At 73.3% G+C, this 19,618-nt stretch carries 16 protein-coding genes and 1 pseudogene; 7 read left to right on the top strand and 10 right to left on the bottom strand.

Features of this window, described 5'->3' with window-relative positions; all coding sequences use genetic code 11:
* Positions 1-4 precede the first annotated feature (4 nt).
* The 5 genes and pseudogenes from ACWCHM_RS06880 to ACWCHM_RS06860 form a co-directional block, all read right to left on the bottom strand.
* Positions 5-937, bottom strand: a pseudogene (locus ACWCHM_RS06880) (NAD(P)/FAD-dependent oxidoreductase); the annotation flags it as partial.
* Between the two features lie 435 nt (positions 938-1,372).
* Positions 1,373-3,007: a GMC family oxidoreductase gene (locus ACWCHM_RS06875; RefSeq protein WP_281896048.1), complete on the bottom strand. Its 1,635-nt coding sequence runs from the start codon at positions 3,005-3,007 to the stop codon at positions 1,373-1,375.
* A gap of 50 nt (positions 3,008-3,057) precedes the next feature.
* On the bottom strand, positions 3,058-4,254 hold the full coding sequence (locus tag ACWCHM_RS06870; RefSeq protein ID WP_281902991.1) for an epoxide hydrolase family protein: 1,197 nt from the start codon (positions 4,252-4,254) through the stop codon (positions 3,058-3,060).
* Positions 4,255-4,274: 20 nt separating this feature from the next.
* Positions 4,275-5,657, bottom strand: coding sequence for an aminotransferase family protein (locus tag ACWCHM_RS06865; protein WP_454221764.1), 1,383 nt, complete (start codon positions 5,655-5,657; stop codon positions 4,275-4,277).
* 450 nt (positions 5,658-6,107) lie between these two features.
* Complete coding sequence (locus ACWCHM_RS06860; protein ID WP_204959003.1) at positions 6,108-6,578, bottom strand: GyrI-like domain-containing protein; 471 nt, start codon at positions 6,576-6,578, stop codon at positions 6,108-6,110.
* A gap of 289 nt (positions 6,579-6,867) precedes the next feature.
* Between ACWCHM_RS06860 and ACWCHM_RS06855 the strand changes: the two genes are divergently transcribed.
* Positions 6,868-7,731 carry a glycosyltransferase family 2 protein gene (locus ACWCHM_RS06855; protein WP_454221763.1) on the top strand — a complete coding sequence of 288 codons (864 nt, stop codon included), beginning with the start codon at positions 6,868-6,870 and terminating at the stop codon, positions 7,729-7,731.
* A gap of 31 nt (positions 7,732-7,762) precedes the next feature.
* Here ACWCHM_RS06855 and ACWCHM_RS06850 read toward each other — a convergent pair whose 3' ends face one another.
* The 3 genes from ACWCHM_RS06850 to ACWCHM_RS06840 form a co-directional block, all read right to left on the bottom strand.
* Positions 7,763-9,538, bottom strand: coding sequence for an ABC transporter ATP-binding protein (locus tag ACWCHM_RS06850; protein WP_454221762.1), 1,776 nt, complete (start codon positions 9,536-9,538; stop codon positions 7,763-7,765).
* Positions 9,535-11,463 (bottom strand): ABC transporter ATP-binding protein, encoded by a 1,929-nt coding sequence (locus tag ACWCHM_RS06845; RefSeq protein ID WP_454221761.1) that lies wholly within the window; start codon positions 11,461-11,463, stop codon positions 9,535-9,537. The genes ACWCHM_RS06850 and ACWCHM_RS06845 overlap by 4 nt, the downstream gene beginning before the upstream one ends.
* A gap of 332 nt (positions 11,464-11,795) precedes the next feature.
* On the bottom strand, positions 11,796-12,572 hold the full coding sequence (locus tag ACWCHM_RS06840; RefSeq protein WP_204959005.1) for a phosphotransferase: 777 nt from the start codon (positions 12,570-12,572) through the stop codon (positions 11,796-11,798).
* Between the two features lie 166 nt (positions 12,573-12,738).
* Between ACWCHM_RS06840 and ACWCHM_RS06835 the strand changes: the two genes are divergently transcribed.
* The 6 genes from ACWCHM_RS06835 (at position 12,739) to ACWCHM_RS06810 (ending at position 18,102) form a co-directional block, all read left to right on the top strand.
* Positions 12,739-13,653, top strand: coding sequence for a class I SAM-dependent methyltransferase (locus ACWCHM_RS06835; protein WP_204959006.1), 915 nt, complete (start codon positions 12,739-12,741; stop codon positions 13,651-13,653).
* Between the two features lie 17 nt (positions 13,654-13,670).
* Complete coding sequence (locus ACWCHM_RS06830) at positions 13,671-14,573, top strand: hypothetical protein (protein WP_204959007.1); 903 nt, start codon at positions 13,671-13,673, stop codon at positions 14,571-14,573.
* A 72-nt stretch (positions 14,574-14,645) separates the two neighbouring features.
* Complete coding sequence (locus ACWCHM_RS06825; RefSeq protein ID WP_204959008.1) at positions 14,646-15,449, top strand: sugar phosphate nucleotidyltransferase; 804 nt, start codon at positions 14,646-14,648, stop codon at positions 15,447-15,449.
* Positions 15,446-16,543: a glycosyltransferase family 4 protein gene (locus ACWCHM_RS06820; RefSeq protein WP_281896033.1), complete on the top strand. Its 1,098-nt coding sequence runs from the start codon at positions 15,446-15,448 to the stop codon at positions 16,541-16,543. The genes ACWCHM_RS06825 and ACWCHM_RS06820 overlap by 4 nt, the downstream gene beginning before the upstream one ends.
* Before the next feature lie 42 nt (positions 16,544-16,585).
* Positions 16,586-17,746, top strand: a complete 1,161-nt coding sequence (locus ACWCHM_RS06815) for a DegT/DnrJ/EryC1/StrS family aminotransferase (protein ID WP_204959010.1) — start codon at positions 16,586-16,588, stop codon at positions 17,744-17,746.
* Between the two features lie 80 nt (positions 17,747-17,826).
* Entirely contained in the window at positions 17,827-18,102 is a 276-nt protein-coding gene (locus ACWCHM_RS06810; protein ID WP_204959011.1) for an acyl carrier protein, read from the top strand.
* Positions 18,103-18,155: 53 nt separating this feature from the next.
* Here ACWCHM_RS06810 and ACWCHM_RS06805 read toward each other — a convergent pair whose 3' ends face one another.
* Both ACWCHM_RS06805 and ACWCHM_RS06800 read right to left on the bottom strand, forming a co-directional pair.
* Complete coding sequence (locus tag ACWCHM_RS06805) at positions 18,156-18,611, bottom strand: MaoC family dehydratase (protein WP_431927968.1); 456 nt, start codon at positions 18,609-18,611, stop codon at positions 18,156-18,158.
* A gap of 50 nt (positions 18,612-18,661) precedes the next feature.
* Positions 18,662-19,615 (bottom strand): transglutaminase domain-containing protein, encoded by a 954-nt coding sequence (locus tag ACWCHM_RS06800; RefSeq protein WP_454221760.1) that lies wholly within the window; start codon positions 19,613-19,615, stop codon positions 18,662-18,664.
* Positions 19,616-19,618 lie beyond the last annotated feature (3 nt).

The raw sequence follows: 19,618 nt of genomic DNA, 5'->3' as shown, positions 1-19,618 counted from the left end.
AGACCGGGTTGAACGCGCAGACGCCGTCGCCGATGACCAGGAGCCCCTGCGGGAACCGGGCCAGCTTGTCGTAGCGGCGACGGACGCTGGCAGGGATCTTGAAACCGGCGATCTCGCCCAACGGTTCGGCGGTACGCACCGCCTGGTAGATCTCCGGCGCGTCCAGGCTCCGGGCGTACTCGAGGAAACCCTCCGGGTCCCGTGGGGGGTGGTCGCCGAGCATCCCGGTCAGCGAGAGCAGGGCGACGTTGTCCGGGAACCTGCCGAAGAACGCCCCCCGGGGGTTGGCCGGCGAGGCGACCGAGTTGATCGCCAGGTCGGTGCCGAACGGGTCGCTATCGAGCCGGAAGTAACGCGACACGTACGCCAGGTCGATCTTGACCTTCTCCTCCTCCGGCCGCTGGTATCCCAGCTCCGCCAACCAGAGCGGGGTACGGCTCCCGCGCCCGGTCGCGTCGACGACCAGGTCGGCGGTGAGCGGATCCGGTTGCGGCTGCCCCGGCTCACCGCTGAGCTGCACGCCGGTGACCCGGCTGCGGTCCGGGGTGGCGGTCAGGCCCTGCACGCTGGTGCGTTCGCGCAGCCGCACGTTGGGCAGGCCCAGGACCCGGGCCCGCACGTGCGCCTCCAGCGTCGGCCGGTTCGCGTTGACGCTGAGCAGGCCGGAGTACGCCTGCTGCAACGGTCGCCCGTTGAAGTACCACCGCAGGTTCCCGGACAGGTCGCAGGTCTGCACCCCGTGCGCGGTCAGCTCGGCCTGCAGACCGGGTAGGAGCCCTTCGATCACCTCGTGTCCCCGGGCCAGCAACGCGTGGGCGTGATGGGCCTGCGGCACCCCCCGCCGGGCCTCGGTGACGTCGACGATCGCGTCTCGTTCGACCAGCACGACCTCGCCGTACCGATCGGCCAGTACCCGAGCCGCGAGCAGCCCGGCCATTCCACCGCCGAGCACGACGGCTCGCGCGCCAAGGTGTTCACGCATCCGGGGTTACCTCCACTGTGCAACGGGAACTCCTGTCCGATCGGACAGGGCACCAACGACGTCACGGGCGAGAAACCGCTCGATCGGCGGGCCCGGCGTGTGTCTCCTATGGTCGGCAGCGGCTCCGGGCACCGCACCTCCTGTCGTGCGTTCCGCGCCGCAGCTCGACATCGCGGCGGTGGCCGTGCCGCCGACCTCCGGGGACGGGACGGGAGCCGACCCGGCCACCGGACAGAGCCGACCCGGCCACGGACGGCCCACTCCACCCGGACGGCCCACTCCACCCGGACGGCCCACTCCACCGGGACGGCCCACTACGCCGGGCGGGGCCGGAGCCGCGCACCCCGCGCGGGCCCGGGGTCGCTCCCCGCCGGGGGTGCGGACGCCGACCTACCGGACCCCGGCCGCCGTGGCCGGTTCCGACCCGACGCTGCGGCCCCGGATCAGGTCGGCCGCCCGCTCCGCGACGGCGACGGTCGGCGCGTTCGTGTTGCCCCGGGGGATGAGCGGCAGCACCGAGGCGTCCACCACCCGCAGGCCGTCGACCCCCCGCACCCGCAACTCCGGGTCGAGCACCGTACCGATCGCGCAGGTGCCCGCCGGATGGAAGATCGACTGCGTGGTCGCCCGGACGAAGGCGCGCAGGTCGGCGTCGGAGTCCGACGCCGGGTGGGTGAACCGCCCCTGGGTGTACGGGCGCAGGGCGGCCTGCCCGGCGATGGCCAGCGCGATCCGCAGCCCGGCCAGCATCACCCGGACGTCGTCGGGGTCGTCGTAGTAGCGGTGCCGGATCCTGGGCTTGGCGGTGGGGTCGTCGGAGGCCAGGCTGACCTCACCCCGGCTGGCCGGCCGCAGCACGCACGGCCCGAAGGAGATGCCGTGCCCGGGTGGCACGCCGAGCGCGCAGTCGACGAACGTCACCGGCAGCGCGTGGAACTGCACGTCCGGCGCGGCCAACCCGTCCCGGGTCCGGACGAAGCCGCCCACCTCGGGGACGTTCGAGCTGAGCGGCCCGGTGCCCTCCTGCTCGAACTGCCGCACGTACCGTTCCTCGTTGGCGCTGAGCAGGCTCACCGGCTGGTCGTGGGTGAACACCAGGTAGGTCGACGGGTGGTCCTGCAGGTTGCGCCCGACCTCGGGCTGGTCGACCAGCACCGGGATACCGAGGCCGGTGAGCTGGTCGGCCGGTCCGATACCGGAGAGCATCAGCAACTGCGGGGAGTTGTACGCCCCGGCCGCGACGATCACCTCCCGTGCGGCGCGCAGCTCGACCCGTCGGTCCAGTTGCTGGCAGAGCACCCCGGTGGCCACCCTGCGCTCCACCAGGACCCGGTGGACCTGCAGGTGGGTCCGCACGGTCAGATTCGCCCGCCCGCGTACCGGATGCAGGTACGCCGCCGCGGAGCTGCACCGCCGGCCGTCACGCTGGTTGACCTGGTAGTAGCCGAAGCCGTCCTGCTCGGCGCCGTTGAAGTCGTCGTTGGCGGCGAAGCCCGCCTCGATCGCGGCCTGGACGAACGCGGTCGACATCGGGTTACGCGACCGGTTCTCCGACACCGGCAGCGGACCGCCGGCCCCGTGGTACGGCGACGCGCCGCGCTCGTTGTCCTCGCACCGCAGGAAGTACGGCAGCAGCTCCGGACCGGTCCAGCCCGGCTGGTTCCAGTCGTCGAAGTCGGTCCGGTGGCCCCGGATGTGCACCATGCCGTTCATCGCGCTGGTGCCACCGAGCACCCGGCCCCGCGGCAGGTAGAGCCGCCGGCCGTTGAGCTGCGGCTCGTCGTGGCTGTCGTAGTCCCAGTCGTACCGGGTGCGGCACAACTTGCCGCCCAAGGCCGGGACCCGGATGTTCTCCACGTCGTCGGTGGGGCCGGCCTCGACCAGGCAGACCGTGACGTCAGGATCCTCGGTGAGCCGCGCCGCGAGGACGCAACCCGCCGTACCGGCGCCGACGATGACGTAGTCGTAGGTCGCCCGATCGGGGCCGTCGGGCCCCGGTGAAGGCAGGCGCTCGTCGCCGTCCATCTCGTTTCCTTTCTGGCGGGACGTGCCGGTGGCCGGCGGGTGGGTGACCCTCAGCGCCGGCCGGCGGCGTCCGGGGTCCGAACGGTCGCCGGCCGGACCCGGCTGCCCCGACAGAACCGGCGGATGTCGGCCACCAGCAGGTCCGGCTGTTCCATCGCGGCGAAGTGACCGCCGCGGTCGTACTCGGTCCACTGCTGGATGTTCGGGAAGTCCCGGTCGGCGAAGCGGCGTACCGGCAGGAACATGTCACGCCCGAACGCCGCGACCGCCAACGGCACCGGGTTCGGGTACGGCCGGGCACCGACCACCGTGCAGGGCAGCAGCTCGACCACCTCCCGGTAGAGCTGGGCGGAGGAGCCCGCCGTCGCGGTGAACCAGTAGATGGTCACCGTGGTCAGCATCTGGTCACGGTCGACCGCGTCCTCGGGCACGTCGGTCGAGTCGGTCCACTCCCGGTACTTCTCGACGATCCAGGCCAGTTGCCCGACCGGCGAGTCGGTCAACGCGTACGCCAGGGTCTGCGGCCGGGTGGCCTGGACCGCCATGTAGCCGACGAGGTCGGCGTTGAACCGCGGCACCAGCGCCATCCGGGCCTGGTCCGCCTCGTCCAACTCGGCCACCTCACCCGGCTCGGACGGGCCGGTGAGCAGCATGTTGACGTGCACCCCCAGCACGTGCTCCGGGTCGACCTCACCGAGGTCGAGGGAGACTGCGGAGCCGAAGTCGCCGCCCTGCGCGACGTACCGGTCGTAGCCGAGGCGGCGCATCAGCTCGGCCCAGGCCCGCGCGATGCGCGTGATGTCCCAGCCGGTCCCGGGCAGCGGGGTGGAGAACCCGTACCCGGGCAGTGACGGAACGACCAGGTGGAAGGCGTCGGCCGGGTCGCCGCCGTGCGCGCAGGGATCGGTCAGCGGGCCGATCACCTGAAGGAACTCCGCCACCGAGCCGGGCCAGCCGTGCGTCAGCACCAGCGGCAGCGCGTCCGGCTCCGGCGAGCGTACGTGCAGGAAGTGCAGGGTCGCCCCGTCGATGGTTGTGGTGAACTGCGGGTACCGGTTGAGCCGGGCCTCGGCCGCCCGCCAGTCGAAGCCGGTACGCCAGTAGTCGGCCAGTTCCCGCAGGTACGCCCCCGGCACGCCGCGCGCCCACCCGCCCCCGTACGGCTCCGCCGGCCAGCGGGTGGCCGCGATCCGGCGGTGCAGGTCGTCGAGGCTCCGCTGGGGAATCTCGACGCGGAACGGCCGGATCGACTCGTCCGTCGGCGGGTTCACCGGGGCCGCCCGGCCAGCCCACCGTCCGCGTCGAGCCGGGAGACCACCTCGTACAGCGCCTCGGCGGCCCGGCCCACCTGCTCCTCGGCGATGACCAGGGGCGGGGCCATCACCAGGGTGTTGCCGTAGTCCCGGGCCACCATCCGGTGTGCCTCGCGGAGCTCGGTGGCGACCGCCCCGGCCAGCAGCGGCGCCCGGGTGTCCCGGTCGGTGACCAGTTCCACGCCGACGGTGGCGCCCGCCACCCGCACCTCACCGACCCGGGGCAGCCCGGACAGCGGGGCCAGGGCGGCCCGGAACCACTGGCCGACGGTGCCGGCGCGGGCCACCAGTTCCTCCTGTTCCAGCAGGTCCAGGTTGGCCAGCGCGATCGCGCACGCGGTGGGATGACCCGAGTAGGTGTGCCCGTGGAAGAGGTAGCTGCTGCCGCCGGCGACCGTCTCGCCGATCTCGTCCCGCAGCAGCACCGCGCCCAGCGGCGCGTACCCGCTGGTGAGTCCCTTCGCCACGACCACCAGGTCAGCCCCCATCCCCCGCGCCGCCGAGTCGAACCACGCGCCGGTACGGCCGAACGCGGTCACCACCTCGTCGGCGATCAGCAGGATGCCGTGCCGGGTCAGCAGTTCGCGTACCCGGGGCCAGTAGTCGTCCGGCGGGATGAGGATGCCGGCTCCGCCCATCACCGGCTCACCGATCATCGCCGCGATGTTGCCCGCGCCGATCCGGTCGATCGTCTCGGCGAGTTCCCGCAGCAGGAAGTCGGTGATCTCCGCCCCGCCGTACAGCTCGGCGGCCCGGTAGGGGTACGGCGGCGAGACCTTCTCCACGTGCGGCAGCCCCGGTCCGATGCCGGCGTGCATGCCCGGGATGCCGGTCGTGGTGCCGCTGCCGTACGTGCTGCCGTGGTAGGCGGCGTGTCGGGAGAGGATCCAGGTGCGGTCGGGCTCGCCCCGGTGGTGGTGGAAGAGCCGGGCGAACTTGATAGCGCTCTCCACCCCCTCGGAGCCGCCGTTGGTGAAGAACACCCGGTCCAGTCCGTCGGCCGAGCGCCGGACGAGGCGCTCGGCCAGCTCCAGCGACCGGTCGTTGGAGAAGATGTCGAAGCCGGTGAAGTACTCCAGCCTGCCGAGCTGCCGGGCCGCCGCGTCGGCCAACTCGCTGCGGCCGTGCCCCACCTGCGCCACCCAGTTGCCGCCACCCATGAGGTCGAGCAGTTCCGTGCCGTACGCGTCCCACACCGTGCAGCCGGATCCCCGCACGATGACGCAGCGTTCCCCGCGGGCCCCGCTCTGATGCGGGTGCAGGAGCACCCGGCGATCCAGCTCCTCCAGGTCACCGGCGGACCGGGTCACCGCCGGGACATCGTTGACGATCGGCATAGAGCTCTCCTTCGGGACGGGGCAGCCATCGGCACGGGGGTTCGCCGAACGACGCGGCGCGGACCACCTGGGACGTCGCGGTACACCGCCGTCGGCCGGGGCGTGGGCGGAGTGCGCGTGCCGGCAGGTCCATCCTTGGCCGTGCCTCGCACCGGTCGCACCTCTCATGTTGCGGTGCCGGCGCGCGTGATCGGGGAGATGCCGCAGGGGACCGCGGCACGGGGCACACCACCGGTCCGTGCCAACGGAGCCGCACCAACGACGGCCGCGCCGCGGGGGCCGCGCTACCGGGGGGGCCGCACCGTGCGTCTACGAGGGAGAGGTCGTGTCCGGCGCGCCGAGACGCGCCGACGGTTCCTGCGCCGCGCGGCCGACGTCGTCAGCCGCGCGGCGGTTTCCGGGGCCGGACCGGTGGCGCCGGACCGGATCCGGCGCCACCGGTCCGGCCACCTACTTCACAACGAACGCGACGTCCATCACCGGGTCGTCCGGCCCGGCGGTGGTGAAGTCGGTGAAGTACACCTCGCGTGCCGCGTCCGCTTCGACCAGACCGTGCTGCTCCAGGTGGGCGGCCACCGCCGCGAACGCCTCGCCCACCTGCGGCGGCACCGACTGCGACTTCGTCACCCGCACGAAGACCTCGTGGTGCGCCGGCTCCCGGCGCACCAGCGCGGCCACCGGCCCCGCCGGCTCCTGATGAATCGGCACGCAGGTCTCCACCGTGATGTTCTCCGGGTCGAAATCCTCACCCCGGTAGATCGTGAACGTCGGGCCGGCCACCCCACCGTGCTGTTCGGCCAATTGCGTCAACCGGCCCATCGCCGCGCGCAGATGATCGGCCAGATCATCCTGGCGCACCTGCTCATGGCGTTCGCAGAGCACCACCTGATCCGCCACCTCACGCCGCTCAATCAGAAACATCCGAACCTCCGCTGCTGTGGTACGAGATCGCCGGCACATGCCTCACCAGGCCGTCGTCAAATCGACAATCATAGTCTAGGTTCAATTGCTTCGGATTCGGTGGAAGATCCGGTCGGAGCGCGCGTCAGGAAGCGCAATCACCGAGATGCTGGGTCGCCGAGCCGGTGCCACGATGCCTTCAGCGGGGCCGGTCCCGTCGTGCACCCGGCCCCCGCCGCGGCCCGTCCCACGCGTCGCGCGTCGTGACGCGAACCGCGCCCCGACCCCACAGGGAGGCATCGTGTCCGACGTGCCGAGATGCACCGTCGTCATACCGACCTACAACCGATCGGACCTGCTGCGGCACAGCCTGGAGTCACTGACCCGGCAACGGATGCCCGCCGACGAGTTCGAGGTGGTCGTCGTCGACGACGGCTCCTGTGACGACACCGCCGACGTCGCCGCAAGCTTCCAGAGCCGGCTGAACCTGCGCTACCACTACCAGTCCGACGAGGGATTCCGCGCCGCCGCCGCCCGCAACATCGGCATCGCCGACGCCCGCGCCCCCATCTGCGTCTTCGCCGACGACGGCGTCATGCTGCACGCCGACAACCTGATCCAGCACGTCGCCAGCCACGAGGCGACACCCGGTCCGACCGCCGTGCTGCCGTACCTGTACGGCTTCTCCGGCGACGACACGAACATCGAGGTGGTCACCGAACGCCTCGACCTCGACGACATCGACGCCAGCATCGAACGGATGCAGGCCAAACGGGAGTGCCGCGACATCCGCGAACTCTTCTACGACCGCTACGGCGAGGACCTCACCCGCGTCCCCGCCCCCTGGCAAATCTTCTGGACCGCCAACGTCTCCGCCGACACCCGCCAGCTCCGCGCCGTCGGCAGCTTCGACGAGAAGTTCCGCACCTGGGGCGGCGAGGACATCGACCTCGGCTACCGACTGCACCGCGCCGGCGCGCGCTTCGTCCTCAACCGACAGGCCAAGGCCGTGCACGTGCCGCACGCGAAGCCCTTCGATGAGTTGATGAAAAGCGCCACGCAGAACTACCGCTACATGGCCGAGAAGTACGGCACGGCGCTGATGCGGCTCCTGGCCGAACTGCCGCCCAAGCGGTTCCTCGACTTCAACGAGCTGGCCACCGCGGCGAGCTGAGCGGCTGACCCGAAACCGCCGCGGTGCCCGGTCACCGGTACGCCCGGGTGTTGACGGCGACCAGTTCGGCGTACGGGCCGGAACCGGCGCTGAGCGTCGCGTGGTCGCCGGCCTCGACAACCCTCCCGTCGCGGACCACGACGATGAGGTCGGCCGTGCGGACGGTGGAGAACCGGTGGGAGACCAGCACGGTGATCGCCCCGGTCTGCCGGCCCACCCGGGCCGCCTGCTCCGCGTAGTGCTCGAACATGGCCAGCTCTGCCTCCGGATCCAGGGCCGTCGTCGGCTCGTCGAGCACCAACAGCATCGGCGCCGGGCGCACCAGCCCGCGGGCGAGGGCCACCTTCTGCCACTGCCCACCGGACAGCTCCGCGCCGCTGCCACCCTTGCCGAGCACCGTTTCCAGGCCGTCGGGCAGTTGGCGCAGCACGTCGTCGGCCCGCGCCAGGCGCAGCGCGTCACGCACCGGCTGGTCGGCGAAGCCGCTGTCCAGGTCGCCCATCCCGACGGCGTGCCGGGTCCGGAACTCGTAGCGCACCGCGTCCTGGAAGGCGACGGAGATGCGTGCGCGCCAGCTATCCGGCCGGAGCCGGTGCAGGTCGAGGTGGTCGAGCAGGATGCGGCCACTGCTCGGGCGGTACAGCCCGCAGAGCAACTTCACCAGCGTCGACTTGCCGGCGCCGTTCTCCCCCACCACGGCCACCGTGCTGCCGGCCGGCAGCGTCACGGTGACGTCACGCAGCGCCGGGGTGTCGGTGCCGGGATAGCAGAACGACACGTCCCGCAGGGTGATCCCGTGTCGCAGCCGGTCCGGCGGGTCCAGGTCGCCGGGGTCGTCGTCCACGACGACGGCGCGCAACTGCGCCATCCGCCCGTACAGCGCGGCCATCCGTTGCAGGTCGCGCAGCAGGGTGACGGTGGCGGTCACCTGCGCGCTGATCTGCGCGGCGAGGACCACGACCAGGATCACGTCGCCGACCCCGCGCCGGCCGTCGACGGCCGCCCGGACCAGCAGCAGCACCGAGCCGACGTAGGCCAGGGCGAACGTCACCTGACCGGCGGTACGCAGCGCGGCCGCTCGCAGGTCGGCCCGCAGGAGTCGGGCCGTCACGTCCGACCACAGCCCGGCGTGCCGGCGGCGCAGCTCGTCGGCGAGCCCGAACACCCGCAACTCGGCCGCGGCTGGCAGTCGGGTGGTCAGGTCGAACAGGTGCAGCGCCGAGCGGGTGGTCTCCGCGGTGTCCGTCTTGGCGGCGTCCACCAGGTGCTCGGCCCGCCGGCTGAGATACAACGACGGCACCGCCGCCAACGGCAGCAACAGCAACAGCGGGTGCAGCCGTACCAGCAGCACCACGGTGATGCCCACCGCGATCAGCAGACCGAGACCGTTGAGCAGCGCCTCCAGTCCCCGACCGAACTGCCGGATCTCGCGCTGCAGCACGGTCACCGTGTCGCTGGTCGCCGCCTGCTCGTGGTGGGCGATGCCGACCGAGCCGTTGGAGAGCCCGATGAGCTGCTCGTCGAAGTCGAGTTCGGCCAGTTCGGCCAGCTCGAAGTAGGCGAGGTGACCGAAATGGCCGAAGGTGACGGTGGCGAACGCGAGGACCCCGACGAACAGTCCGGTCAGCAGCACCACACCCCGGTGCCCGGCGACCACCGCGTCCGTCATCAGGCCCAGCGACAGTGCGAGCAGCGGGGCCGCCGCCGCGCCCGCCACGACGAAGAAGATCGCGGTGACCGTCCTGCCGCGGTTCACCCGCCACGCCGTGACGAGCATCTTCCCGCAGCCGGCGAACGTCGCACTCACCTGAGCACCTCCTGGGGGTCGACGTCGTCCGACGGGTTGTCCTGCGGGCCCAGCACCCGGTCGGCCTGCATCCGGAACAATCGCGCGTACCGGCCGCCGGTCGCCATCAGCTCCTCGTGGCTGCCCCGCTCGACCACCCGGCCCTGCTCCAAAACGACGATCACGTCGGCATGCCGGACGGTGGAGAACCGGTGGGAGATCAGCAGGCTGGTGACGCCCCTGGTCAGCTCGGCGAACTGGTCGAAGAAGCGGGCCTCGGCGCGCACGTCGAGATTCGCGGTGGGCTCGTCCAGGACCACTATCGGCGCGCCGTGCTGCACCGCGAACAGCGCCCGCGCCAGCGCCACCCGCTGCCACTGGCCACCGGAGAGTTCCGCGCCACCGGTGAGGTGACGGGCCAGCGGGGTGTCGAGGCCGGCGGGCAGCCGGTCCAGGGGCTCGGTCAGCCCCACGGACGCGACGGCCGTCCGCAACCCGGCCCGGTCGGCGCGGTGGTCGACCGCGCCGAAGGCGATGTTGTCGGCGACCGAGGTCTCGTACCGCAGGAAGTCCTGGAAGATGATGCCGATCGCGGCCCGCCACTCGGCGACGGGGAACGCGCGGATGTCCACCCCGTCGGCCCGGACCACGCCGCCGGTCGGCTCGTAGAGCCGGGCCAGGAGCTTGACCAGGGTGGTCTTGCCGGCACCGTTGACGCCGACGATCGCCGTGCACTTGCCGACCGGAATCCGCAGGTCGAGCTCGTCGAGGACGGTGCGGTCCTGGCCGGGGTAGTGGAAGCTCACCCGGTCGAAGTGCAGCTCCTCGCGCAGCGGCGGCAGCGGGCGCGGCGGCACCGGCCCGGACGTGGGCGCGGTCGCCGCCAGGCGGCTGACGAACCGGCGTACGTCGTCGTACGCGGAGATGCCGACGGCGGTCTGCATGTCGGCCTCGGCGTAGTAGCCACCCAGCGCGATCGCGCCCAGGGTCGCCTGCACCACCAGGGCGAACTCCGTCAGCGTCAACGTCGCCGGGGCGGCCAGGCCCACCGCCGCGAACACCGCGACGGCCATCACCAGGCTCGGCCCGGCGAAGACCAGGTACCGCCAGAGCAGGATCCGCCGACGGTAGGCCCACAACGGTCGCAGCCACATCAGGTGCACCCGGCGGTACGTGGCGGTCAGCCAGCCGGCGAGCCCGAACACCCGGATTTCCTTGCCGGCGGCGGGTTCCACCGCGAGCGCCCGCAGGTAGTGCACCCGCCGCTCGGCCCGGCTCAACCGCTGCCGCGCCTCGGCGTACCGGCTCAGGCCGCCCCGGGTGCTGTGCCGCACCAGCAGCACCGACAGGACCAGACCGGCCGCCGCGAGCCAGGAGAACGCCACCCCGATCAGCACGGCATACGCCAGGAGCTGGGTGTAGCGGGCCAGCAGGGCGAGCAGGCCGGCGCAGGCGTCGCCCGGGGTCTGGACGGCGAACTGCAACTTCAGCGCCGCCACCCGCAGCCGGTCCTGGTTCTCCTCGTCCTCCAGCGGCGCGACACCGACCGGGGACAGGGACGCGGCCATCAACTCGTCGTGCACCTGCTGGTCGATGCGGCGGCCCGCCAGGTCCCCGAGCGACGCCCGCAGGGGCGCGATCACCTGTGGTGCGACGAACGCCAGCGCCGCCGCGACGAAGGCGCTCACCAGCGAGTCCCAGGCCGGGGAGCTCAGGCCCCCGGCGACCGCCGCCGGCACCCGGCCGAGCAGGATGCTGGTCGCCACGACGAACAGCACCGGCAGTAGGCCCAGCAGCAGGTTGGCCACCACCAGCGCGGTGACCAGGCCGGCCCCGCCCCGGCGCAGCAGCCGCACGGTCTGCCATCGGGCGCGCAGCAGATTGGCCGGGCTGCTGGCCATCGTGTCGGCGCTCTCGTCCAACGGCACCTCGACCGGAAGATCCATCCGGTGATCGCCCACCACACCTCCCGCGTCGGTCCTGGTCCACCCGCGCTCCGGCGGCACGTGCGTCATGCGCCGGACTACGGCACGCCGCTCCACCTGCCGCCCTCATGCGCCGGGGCGGGGCCGGCCGAACCCGGACCCGCCCCGGCCGTCGTCACCGGGTCGGCCTCGACACGAGCCCGACCACCCCGACCATGCCGATCGCCCAGCCCCGCCGACGATGTCGGCCGCCGGGGGCGCTCGGAGCGGGTCGCGGGGGGCTCCCCGTCCATGCTCGACGCGGGGGACCAGGGGCGCATCTCCCAGCGTGCCCTGGCCCAGGCGACCCGACGTCAGGCTCCGGTGTCCCGCCGGTGGCGGCGCAGCTCGGCCAGCCGGCGGCGCGCGTACACCGGCTCGGCCCGCCAGCAGGTCGCCGTCTCCCAGGCCAGGCCGGCGGCGTGCAACGACGCCCGCCCACCCGGCCACGGCGTGGGCACCCCGTCGGGCAGGAAGGCGTAGTCGAACCAGGGCACGTCCACCCGCGCCTCGTCCCAGTCCAGCAGCGTGACCCGGGATCCGTCGACGAGCACGTTGGTGGGGCCGACATCGCCGTGCACCACGCAGCGCGGCCCGTGCTGCACCGGCAGCCAGGCGGCGCGCACCATCCGGGCCACCGGGGCGGGCATCGCGTCCAGCCGCACGTCCCCGCCCCGGTCCGCGGCGAGCAGCGCCCCGCTGGCGGCGAAGCCGGGGCGCTGCGGCCAGCCGGTCGTCGCCGCGTGCAGCACCGCGAGCTGGTCGGCCACCCGCCGCCAGTCGGTGGGGTCGGCCGGATACCGGCCGGGGACGAAGCCGGTGACCAGCACCCCGTCCACGTGCCGGCGGCCGTCGTCGGCGGGCACCGGCTCGGGCACCGCCACCCCGCAGCCGCGCAGATGGTCCAACAGGTCCAGCTCCCACTCCAGGGCGGCACGGGGGCGCACCGACCGGCGGACCACCAGCGGCACCCCCGCCCGCTCGGCCAGCAGCACCTCGTTGCGGTGCCCGCCGGGCAACGGACGGACCAGCTTCACCCCGGCCCACGCCGCGAGCGCGGCCCACCCGTCGCCGCGAGCTGGTTCGTCCACACCGCCACCCCCGTCGTCGCCGGCCGTACCAACCCAGGCTAACCGGCCGGACCGACGGGAGGTCCGGACGCGACCCCACCGGTTGGGGCGACGCTGGTGCTGGCCGCATGGGTACGCCCGCACGGTGAGCTGTCCCCGACCCGCGTCGATGGAAACACTGAGGGGCATGAGGGTTGAGGTGGCTGCCACGGACGACGACCTGTCCGGCGTCGCCCGGACCGCCCGGTGGACAGCGGCGGCGCGGGCACGGGAGACGGCACGACCGGACCGGCTCTTCGACGACCCGTACGCCGCCCTGCTGGCCGGCGCGGACGGCGAGGCGCTGCTGCGGCACTTCCACACCGGACGGGCCGCCGCCGACGGCAACCCGGTGCTGCCCATCCGCACCCGCTGGTTCGACGACGTCCTGCGCGACAGCGTGACCGAGGGATGCCAGGTGGTCGGGCTCGGCGCCGGACTGGACACCCGGGCGTACCGGCTGGACTGGCCGGCGGGCACCGTGCTGTTCGAGGTGGACCAGGCCAGCGTGCTGACGTACAAGCGGCGGCGGCTCGCCCGGGTCGGCACCGTGCCCCGTTGCGAGTGCCGGACGGTCGCCACCGACCTGACCGGTGAGTGGGAACCGGCCCTGCTCGACGCCGGTTTCGACCCGGCGGCACGGACCGTGTGGTTCGCCGAGGGGCTGCTGTTCTACCTGCCTGCGGCGCGGGCCGCCGCCGCGGCACGCCAGGCCGCCCGGCTCTCCGCGGCGGGTAGCCGGATCGCGGTGGACCTCATCGGCACGGGGATCTTCCGGCTGCGCTACATGCGACCCTTCCTCGACAAACTGGCGCGGGCCGGCAGCCCGTGGCGGTTCGGCACGGACACCCCGGCGGAGTTCCTCCGGCAGGCCGGCTGGGCGGTCGAGCGGATCACCGAGCCCGGCGCGGCCGGGGCCAACTACGGCCGCTGGCCGCAGGGCGGGGTGCCGGCGGACTTCCCGAACCTGCCCCGCAGCTATCTCGCCACCGCCGGCCTGCCCACCGGCCGGCCCGGACCACCGCCCGACGACGCCCCCGCGGCGTCGGGCGACCATCGCTGAGACAGGAGTTGGCCCCGATGCCCGTTCAGTTCTCCGGAGAGACGCATGGCTGTTTCTCCGACTCCCTCCAGATGGCCTTCGGCGACGAGGGCCCCGGTGAGACCGTGGTCGAGGTGCTGACCGGCTCGGCCTTCGGCATGTACCTGCACCATGACGGCCGCCCGTTCTTCGCCCCGGCCGGCTGGAACCCCGAGAAGGGCATCAACATGATGCTGGACCTGCTCGGCTGGACGTGCGAGCAGACCGGCGGCTCCCCGGACGAGGTGGCCGCCGCGCTGGAGAAGGTGGACGACCAGCACCGCGCGGTGGCCGGCCCGGTGGAGATGGGACTGTTGCCGCACCACCCCGGGCTGGGTCAGCCCATCGGCGCCGACCACTACCTGGTGGTCGTCGGCTTCGACGGGGGGAACGTGGTGATCCACGACCCGCGCGCCCACCCGTACACCGTGCTGCCGCTGGAGAAGCTGCTGGCCGCCTGGCGTACCGAGACGCTGTCCTACCGGGTGCCGGACTTCAACCTGCGGACCGGTTTCCAGCGGGTCCGCGCGGTGGACACCGCCGAGGCGGTGCGCCGGCTGCTGCCGATCGCCGCCGACATGGTGGCCCCGGAGGCGTCCGCGGCGGCGGCCGAGGGCGCGGCGAAGGTGCTCGACGGCGGACTGACCACCTTCCTCTTCTTCCACCTCGCCGACTTCATGGTGTGCGTGGGGGCACGACGCCGCAACGACGCGGCCGTGGTGCTGGCCCGGCACGGCTACACCGGGGTGGCGGAGGTGCTGGATCAGCAGGCCCGGTTGATCGGATCGATGGAGTACCCGCTGGTGGCCGGGGACTACGCCGCCGCGGCGGCGACGATGCGCCAGCTCGCCCCGACGTTCGCCCGGTTGGAGGCCGAACTGCGGGCGGCGGTCCGGTCGTGAGAAACGGCGGTACGGCAGGGCCGCGTCCGCGGGCGGGCGCGGTCGTCGTCCGAGGGACGGGAGACTGATCCGATGCACGCGATCCTGCTGGTGGGGGGCCGGGGCACCCGCCTGATGCCGCACACCAGCAACCGCCCGAAGGCGCTGGTGCCGATGGGTGAGCACTCCTTGCTGGAGATCAGCCTGCGTCGGCTGCGGGCCTGCGGCTTCACCCGGGCGACGCTGTGCGTCTCGCACCTGGGCTCGATGATCCGGTCCGCGTTCGGCGACGGATCCCAGCTCGGTCTGCAGGTCGACTACTGCGTCGACGAGCGTCCGATGGGGACCGCCGCGCCGCTGCTGCTGGTCCCGGACTGGACCGAACCCGCCGTGGTGATGAACGGCGACCTGCTCACCTCAATCGACTTCGGCGACCTGCACCGCCGGCACGTGGCCGGCGACGCCGGGTTGACCGTGGCGTTCCAGCGTCACTGGGTCTCCACCGGGGTCGGGCTGCTGCGCGCCGACGGCGACCGGATCCGGCGGGTGCACGAGAAGCCGACCTTCGAGTGGAACGTCTGCTGCGGGATCTACGTCGCGGACCCGGACGTCCGCGCGCACATCCCGCGTAGCACACCGACCGATATGCCGACCCTCATCAATGCGCTGACCGATGCCGGCAGACCGGTGAACGGCTACGCCTTCACCGAGTCCTGGCACGACGTGGGCACACCGGCCCACTACGAGCAGGCGCGGGCCGACTTCCTGGCGGATCCGGACCGGTACCTGCGGTTGACGCCGTCCCCGCACGAGGCGCAGCGCTGCCGCCCGGAACTCGACGTCTTCTTCCTCGACGAGCCCGTACCGGGCGGTGCCACGATCGAGATGTGGACGTGAGGGGCGAGGTGGGCGACGTCCTGGTGGTCTTCGCCGGCTACGGGGAAACACAGGCAGGGGCGGAGCGGATGGCGCTGCGCGCGACGCAGGGCCTGGCGGCCCGGTCCCGGCGGGTGACCGCGCTGGTCACCGCCGCACATCCGGACACCGTCGCGGGCCTGCGCACGGCCGGCGTGCCGCTCTTCACCGACGTCGGGCAGCTGCACCGGGCCCGCCCGGACTTCGCCCCGTCAGTGGTGCACACCTTCGACCTGGCCCGCCCCGACGCACCGGTCGAGGCGGTACGGCTGGCCCGCCGCTACGGCGCCCGCCTGGTGCTGACCCCCTGCTCGTCGCCGCAGGTGTGGCCCGACCCGGTTCGGGCCGGCGAGGTCTGCCGCGCCGCCGAGGTGGTCTTCGCCCTGTCCGCCGCGGAGGTGGCCGCGCTGCGCAACGTGGGCGTGCCGGCCACCCGAATCCGGCGTCTCCCGTCCGCCTCGGACCTCACCGGCCCGGTCGACACCCCAGGTTTCCGACGCCGGTACGGCATCCACGGGCCGTTCGTGCTCTTCGTCGGGCGTCGCACGGTCAGCAAGGGGTACCAGACGCTGCTGGCGGCGATGGACCCGGTGTGGCGGCAACTGCCCGACACCCGGTTCGTCTTCGTCGGCCCGGACGTCGACCCGGAGGTCGCCGGGCACCTCACCGCCCGGGCCGACCCGCGCCTGCACGACCTGGGCACGGTCGACGAACAGACCAAACACGACGCCCTGGCCGCCTGCGAGCTGCTCTGCCTGCCCAGTGTCGCGGACGTGTTCCCGCTGGTCTTCGTCGAGGCGTGGACGTGCGGGAAGCCGGTGGTCAGCGGGGCGTTCGCCGGCGCGTACGAGGTGGTGCGGCAGGGCGTGGACGGGCTGGTCGTCCCGCCCGGTCCAGCGCCCCTGGCCGCCGCGCTGATCGAGCTGCTCAGCGATGACGTCCGCCGGGGGCAACTCGGTGCGGCGGGGCGGCGGCGGGCCGAGCGGTCGTTCGGCTGGGAACGGGTCGTCGACGCCTACGAGTCCGGTTACGCCTCCTCGCCCGGCCTGGCCCCGCCGCCCGCGCCGGCACGGTGAACGGCCCACCGATCCCTGCCCAGATCGAGGAAGGACACACCGATGAGCGCACCGCCCGCCCGGCACTGGCGGATCACCCTGGCCGACAACACCGTCGACGAGCACGAGATCGCCGCGGTCACCGAGGTGCTGCGCTCGCGCTGGCTCTCGGCCGGCGCGCAGACCGCCGCCTTCGAGCGGGAGTTCGCCGACCGGATCGGCACCGACGACGCGGTCGCGGTCAGCAGCGGCACGGCCGCGCTGCACCTGGCGATGATGGCGCTCGACCTGCGGCCCGGCGACGAGGTGATCATGCCGGCGCTGACCTTCGTGGCCGGTGCCGCGGTGGTGGCGTTGGCCGGCGCCATCCCGGTCCTGGCCGATGTGCGCGCCCCGGACGACCTCACCGTGGATCCGGTGGACGTCGCGCGGTTGGTAACCGGACAGACCCGGGCGGTGGTCGCGATGCACTACGCCGGATACCCGGCGGACCTGGCCGCGCTGCGTGCGGTCACCGACCGGCACGGCGCGGTCCTGGTCGAGGACGCCGCGCACGCGCCGATGGTCGAGCACGACGGGCGGATGCTCGGCACGCACGGCGACATCGGCTGCTTCAGCTTCTTCGCGACCAAGAACGTCACCGCCGGTGAGGGCGGCATGGTGGTCGCCCGCGACGACGCGGTGCGCGACCGGATCCGGCTGGCCCGCTCGCACCACCTGACCACGTCCACCTGGGACCGGCTCCGCTCGGGTGACGCCAGCTACGACGTCGCGGGCTTCGGCTTGAACTACCGGCCGACGGAGGTGGCCGCCGCGTTGGGTCGGGTCCAGCTGGGCAAGCTCCCGCTGGACCGGGAGCGACGCCGGTCGCTGGTCGCCACGTACCGGGAGGTGCTCGCCGCCGCGCCCGAGCTGGTGCTGCCGTTCGCCGGGCGGACCGGCGACTCCGCGCTGCACCTGATGCCGGTCGTGCTGCCGGCGGGGACCGACCGGGGCGCGGTGCGCGAGGGCCTCGCCGCCGCCGGCGTGCAGACCTCGGTGCACTATCCCCCGGTGCATCACCTGTCGGCCTACCGGAGCAGCCCGGGCGCGGGCCGTTCGGCGCTGACCGTCACCAACGCGGTGGCTGCACGCCTGCTCTCCCTGCCGCTGCACAGCCGCATGTCCGACGACGACGCCGCACTGGCCGCCGCGGCGCTCCTGCGCTGCCTGCGGCAGCGCTGAATGTCGGGGCCCACGGCGAACGCCACCGCCGTCGCCCGACCCGACCCCACCATCCCCGCACCGACTGGACGGAGCACGTCATGACCTCCCCACCATCCGCCGCCACGGCCACTGCGACCATCGTCCGACTGCTGGCCGAGATGACCGGCCACGAACCGGCGTCGCTGACCGGCGACACCAGGATCTTCATGGAGCTGGGCCTGACCTCGTCCCGGATCCTGGAGCTGTTGATGCGGCTGGAGGACGAGTTCGACCTGCGGATGGTCGGTCACGTGGACTGGTTGCACATGGAGACCGTCGACGACCTCGCGGTGGCCGTCGCCGACCGGTCGGCCGGGCTCGCGCCCCGGTCCTGAGCGCCGCCCGCGGCGTCGACCCCGGCAGCGTCGTCTGCCGGGGCCGACGCCACTCACGCGTAGTTGTGCACCAGCACCTGAGCGACGCAGGCCGGCATCAGACTCCCCTCCACCTGGTACCGCAGGCTCAGGGCGAGCTGGACGCCGCGGCGTAACGGCTGGACCCCGCGCAACACCACCCCGGCCCGGATGCGGGACCCGACCGGCACCGGGGCCAGAAAGCGGACCCGGTCGCAACCGTAGTTCACCTTGAGGCGAACGCCCTCGGCGACGAGCACCTGCTCCAGGACCCGGGAGGTCAGCGCGAGGACGAGGAAGCCGTGGACGACCGTGCCACCGAACGGGCCGTCGGCTGCCCGCTTCGGGTCCACGTGGATCCACTGGTGGTCACCGATCGCCGCGGCGAAGCAGTCCACCTGCTCCTGACTGATCAGCATCCAGTCGCTGAAGCCGAGGTGCTGCCCCACCAGTGCGCGCAGGGGCTCGACCTCGGTACCGACGACGACCATGCCGACCTCTCCTGGCGCGGGTGCGGGGGCGACGGGTTCGGGCGGCGGGCTCATTGGACGAGGAAGTACGCCGGCCCCAGCCGCTCCGGCGGCGACCCGCCGGCGGCCCCACCCGCGCCCCGGTGGCGCAGCATCGGCACGTCCAGGTCCAGGTCGACCCGCCAGTACGCGCCGACGGGGCGGCGGTGCGCCGGCCAGTCGCCGTCGGCGAGCAGCCCCCAACCGGCCAGCGTCCGGAGGAAGAACGGATCGGCCGGCCACCACCGGCCCTCGACGTCACGCAGCTCCAGCCAGTGGTGCCGGTTGGCGAAGGGGCGCGACAGGCACAGGCCGGTGGCCGGTCGGGCCGGCACGCCGAGCTCACCAGCCCGCGCCACCAGATGGCGTACGGCCAGGGTGCAGTCGGCCAGGCCGGTCTCCCGCAGGAAGCCGAGGTCCGCGGTGAGGCCCGGCGGCAGCAGGTGGAACCGCAGTCCCGCGGCCTCGTCGAGGAGACGCCGCTGCTCGGGGGCCGGCGGCGGGGTGGCGTCGGCGGCGGCGAGCAGGACGTCCACCTCGAACCGGGACGCCTCGGGGCGACGGACCGCCACGACCTCCGGCGCGGAGGTCACCGCCGGGTCGAGGACGAAGGCGCAGCCGGCGCAGTGCTCCCGGTCCGGGCAGTACGCGCGCACGACCACGGTGCGCCGGACCGCCGCCCCGGCCCCGCCGGCGCGCAGGGCAGCCGCCATCGCCTCGTACGTCGCCCGCTGGGGTGACCGTACGCCCAGCAGCAGCGCCACGTTGCGCAGGTCGTAGCGGTCGAACAGCAGGCCGGTGGCGTCCGAGGAGTGCGGCAGACCCTGCTCCACCAGTTGCTCCAGGCAGGCCCGGGACAGCCGGTGGAACCGGGTCGCGTGCTCCAGCGACGTGTCGAAGTCGCGGTGGCCGTCGGGTACCAGGCGGACCTGGCCGACCACCGCCTCGGGGGTCGCCGGCGCGGACGCCGGCACGGGTGTGGACACCGC

This window comes from Micromonospora sp. SCSIO 07396 (assembly GCF_053667945.1).
The sequence above is the reverse complement of the archived record's forward strand: the minus strand, read 5'-3'. Positions and strand labels throughout refer to the sequence as shown.

Excerpts from the sequence above, each read along its gene's own strand:
- ACWCHM_RS06805 (WP_431927968.1), bottom strand. The coding sequence starts at position 18,611 with ATGGTCGTCGTCGGTACCGAGGTCGAGCCCCTGCGCGCACTGGTGGGG.
- ACWCHM_RS06875 (WP_281896048.1), bottom strand. The coding sequence starts at position 3,007 with ATGGACGGCGACGAGCGCCTGCCTTCACCGGGGCCCGACGGCCCCGAT.
- ACWCHM_RS06860 (WP_204959003.1), bottom strand. The coding sequence starts at position 6,578 with ATGTTTCTGATTGAGCGGCGTGAGGTGGCGGATCAGGTGGTGCTCTGC.
- ACWCHM_RS06835 (WP_204959006.1), top strand. The coding sequence starts at position 12,739 with ATGAGGGTTGAGGTGGCTGCCACGGACGACGACCTGTCCGGCGTCGCC.
- ACWCHM_RS06825 (WP_204959008.1), top strand. The coding sequence starts at position 14,646 with ATGCACGCGATCCTGCTGGTGGGGGGCCGGGGCACCCGCCTGATGCCG.
- ACWCHM_RS06845 (WP_454221761.1), bottom strand. The coding sequence starts at position 11,463 with ATGGATCTTCCGGTCGAGGTGCCGTTGGACGAGAGCGCCGACACGATG.
- ACWCHM_RS06830 (WP_204959007.1), top strand. The coding sequence starts at position 13,671 with ATGCCCGTTCAGTTCTCCGGAGAGACGCATGGCTGTTTCTCCGACTCC.
- ACWCHM_RS06865 (WP_454221764.1), bottom strand. The coding sequence starts at position 5,657 with ATGCCGATCGTCAACGATGTCCCGGCGGTGACCCGGTCCGCCGGTGAC.
- ACWCHM_RS06810 (WP_204959011.1), top strand. The coding sequence starts at position 17,827 with ATGACCTCCCCACCATCCGCCGCCACGGCCACTGCGACCATCGTCCGA.
- ACWCHM_RS06815 (WP_204959010.1), top strand. The coding sequence starts at position 16,586 with ATGAGCGCACCGCCCGCCCGGCACTGGCGGATCACCCTGGCCGACAAC.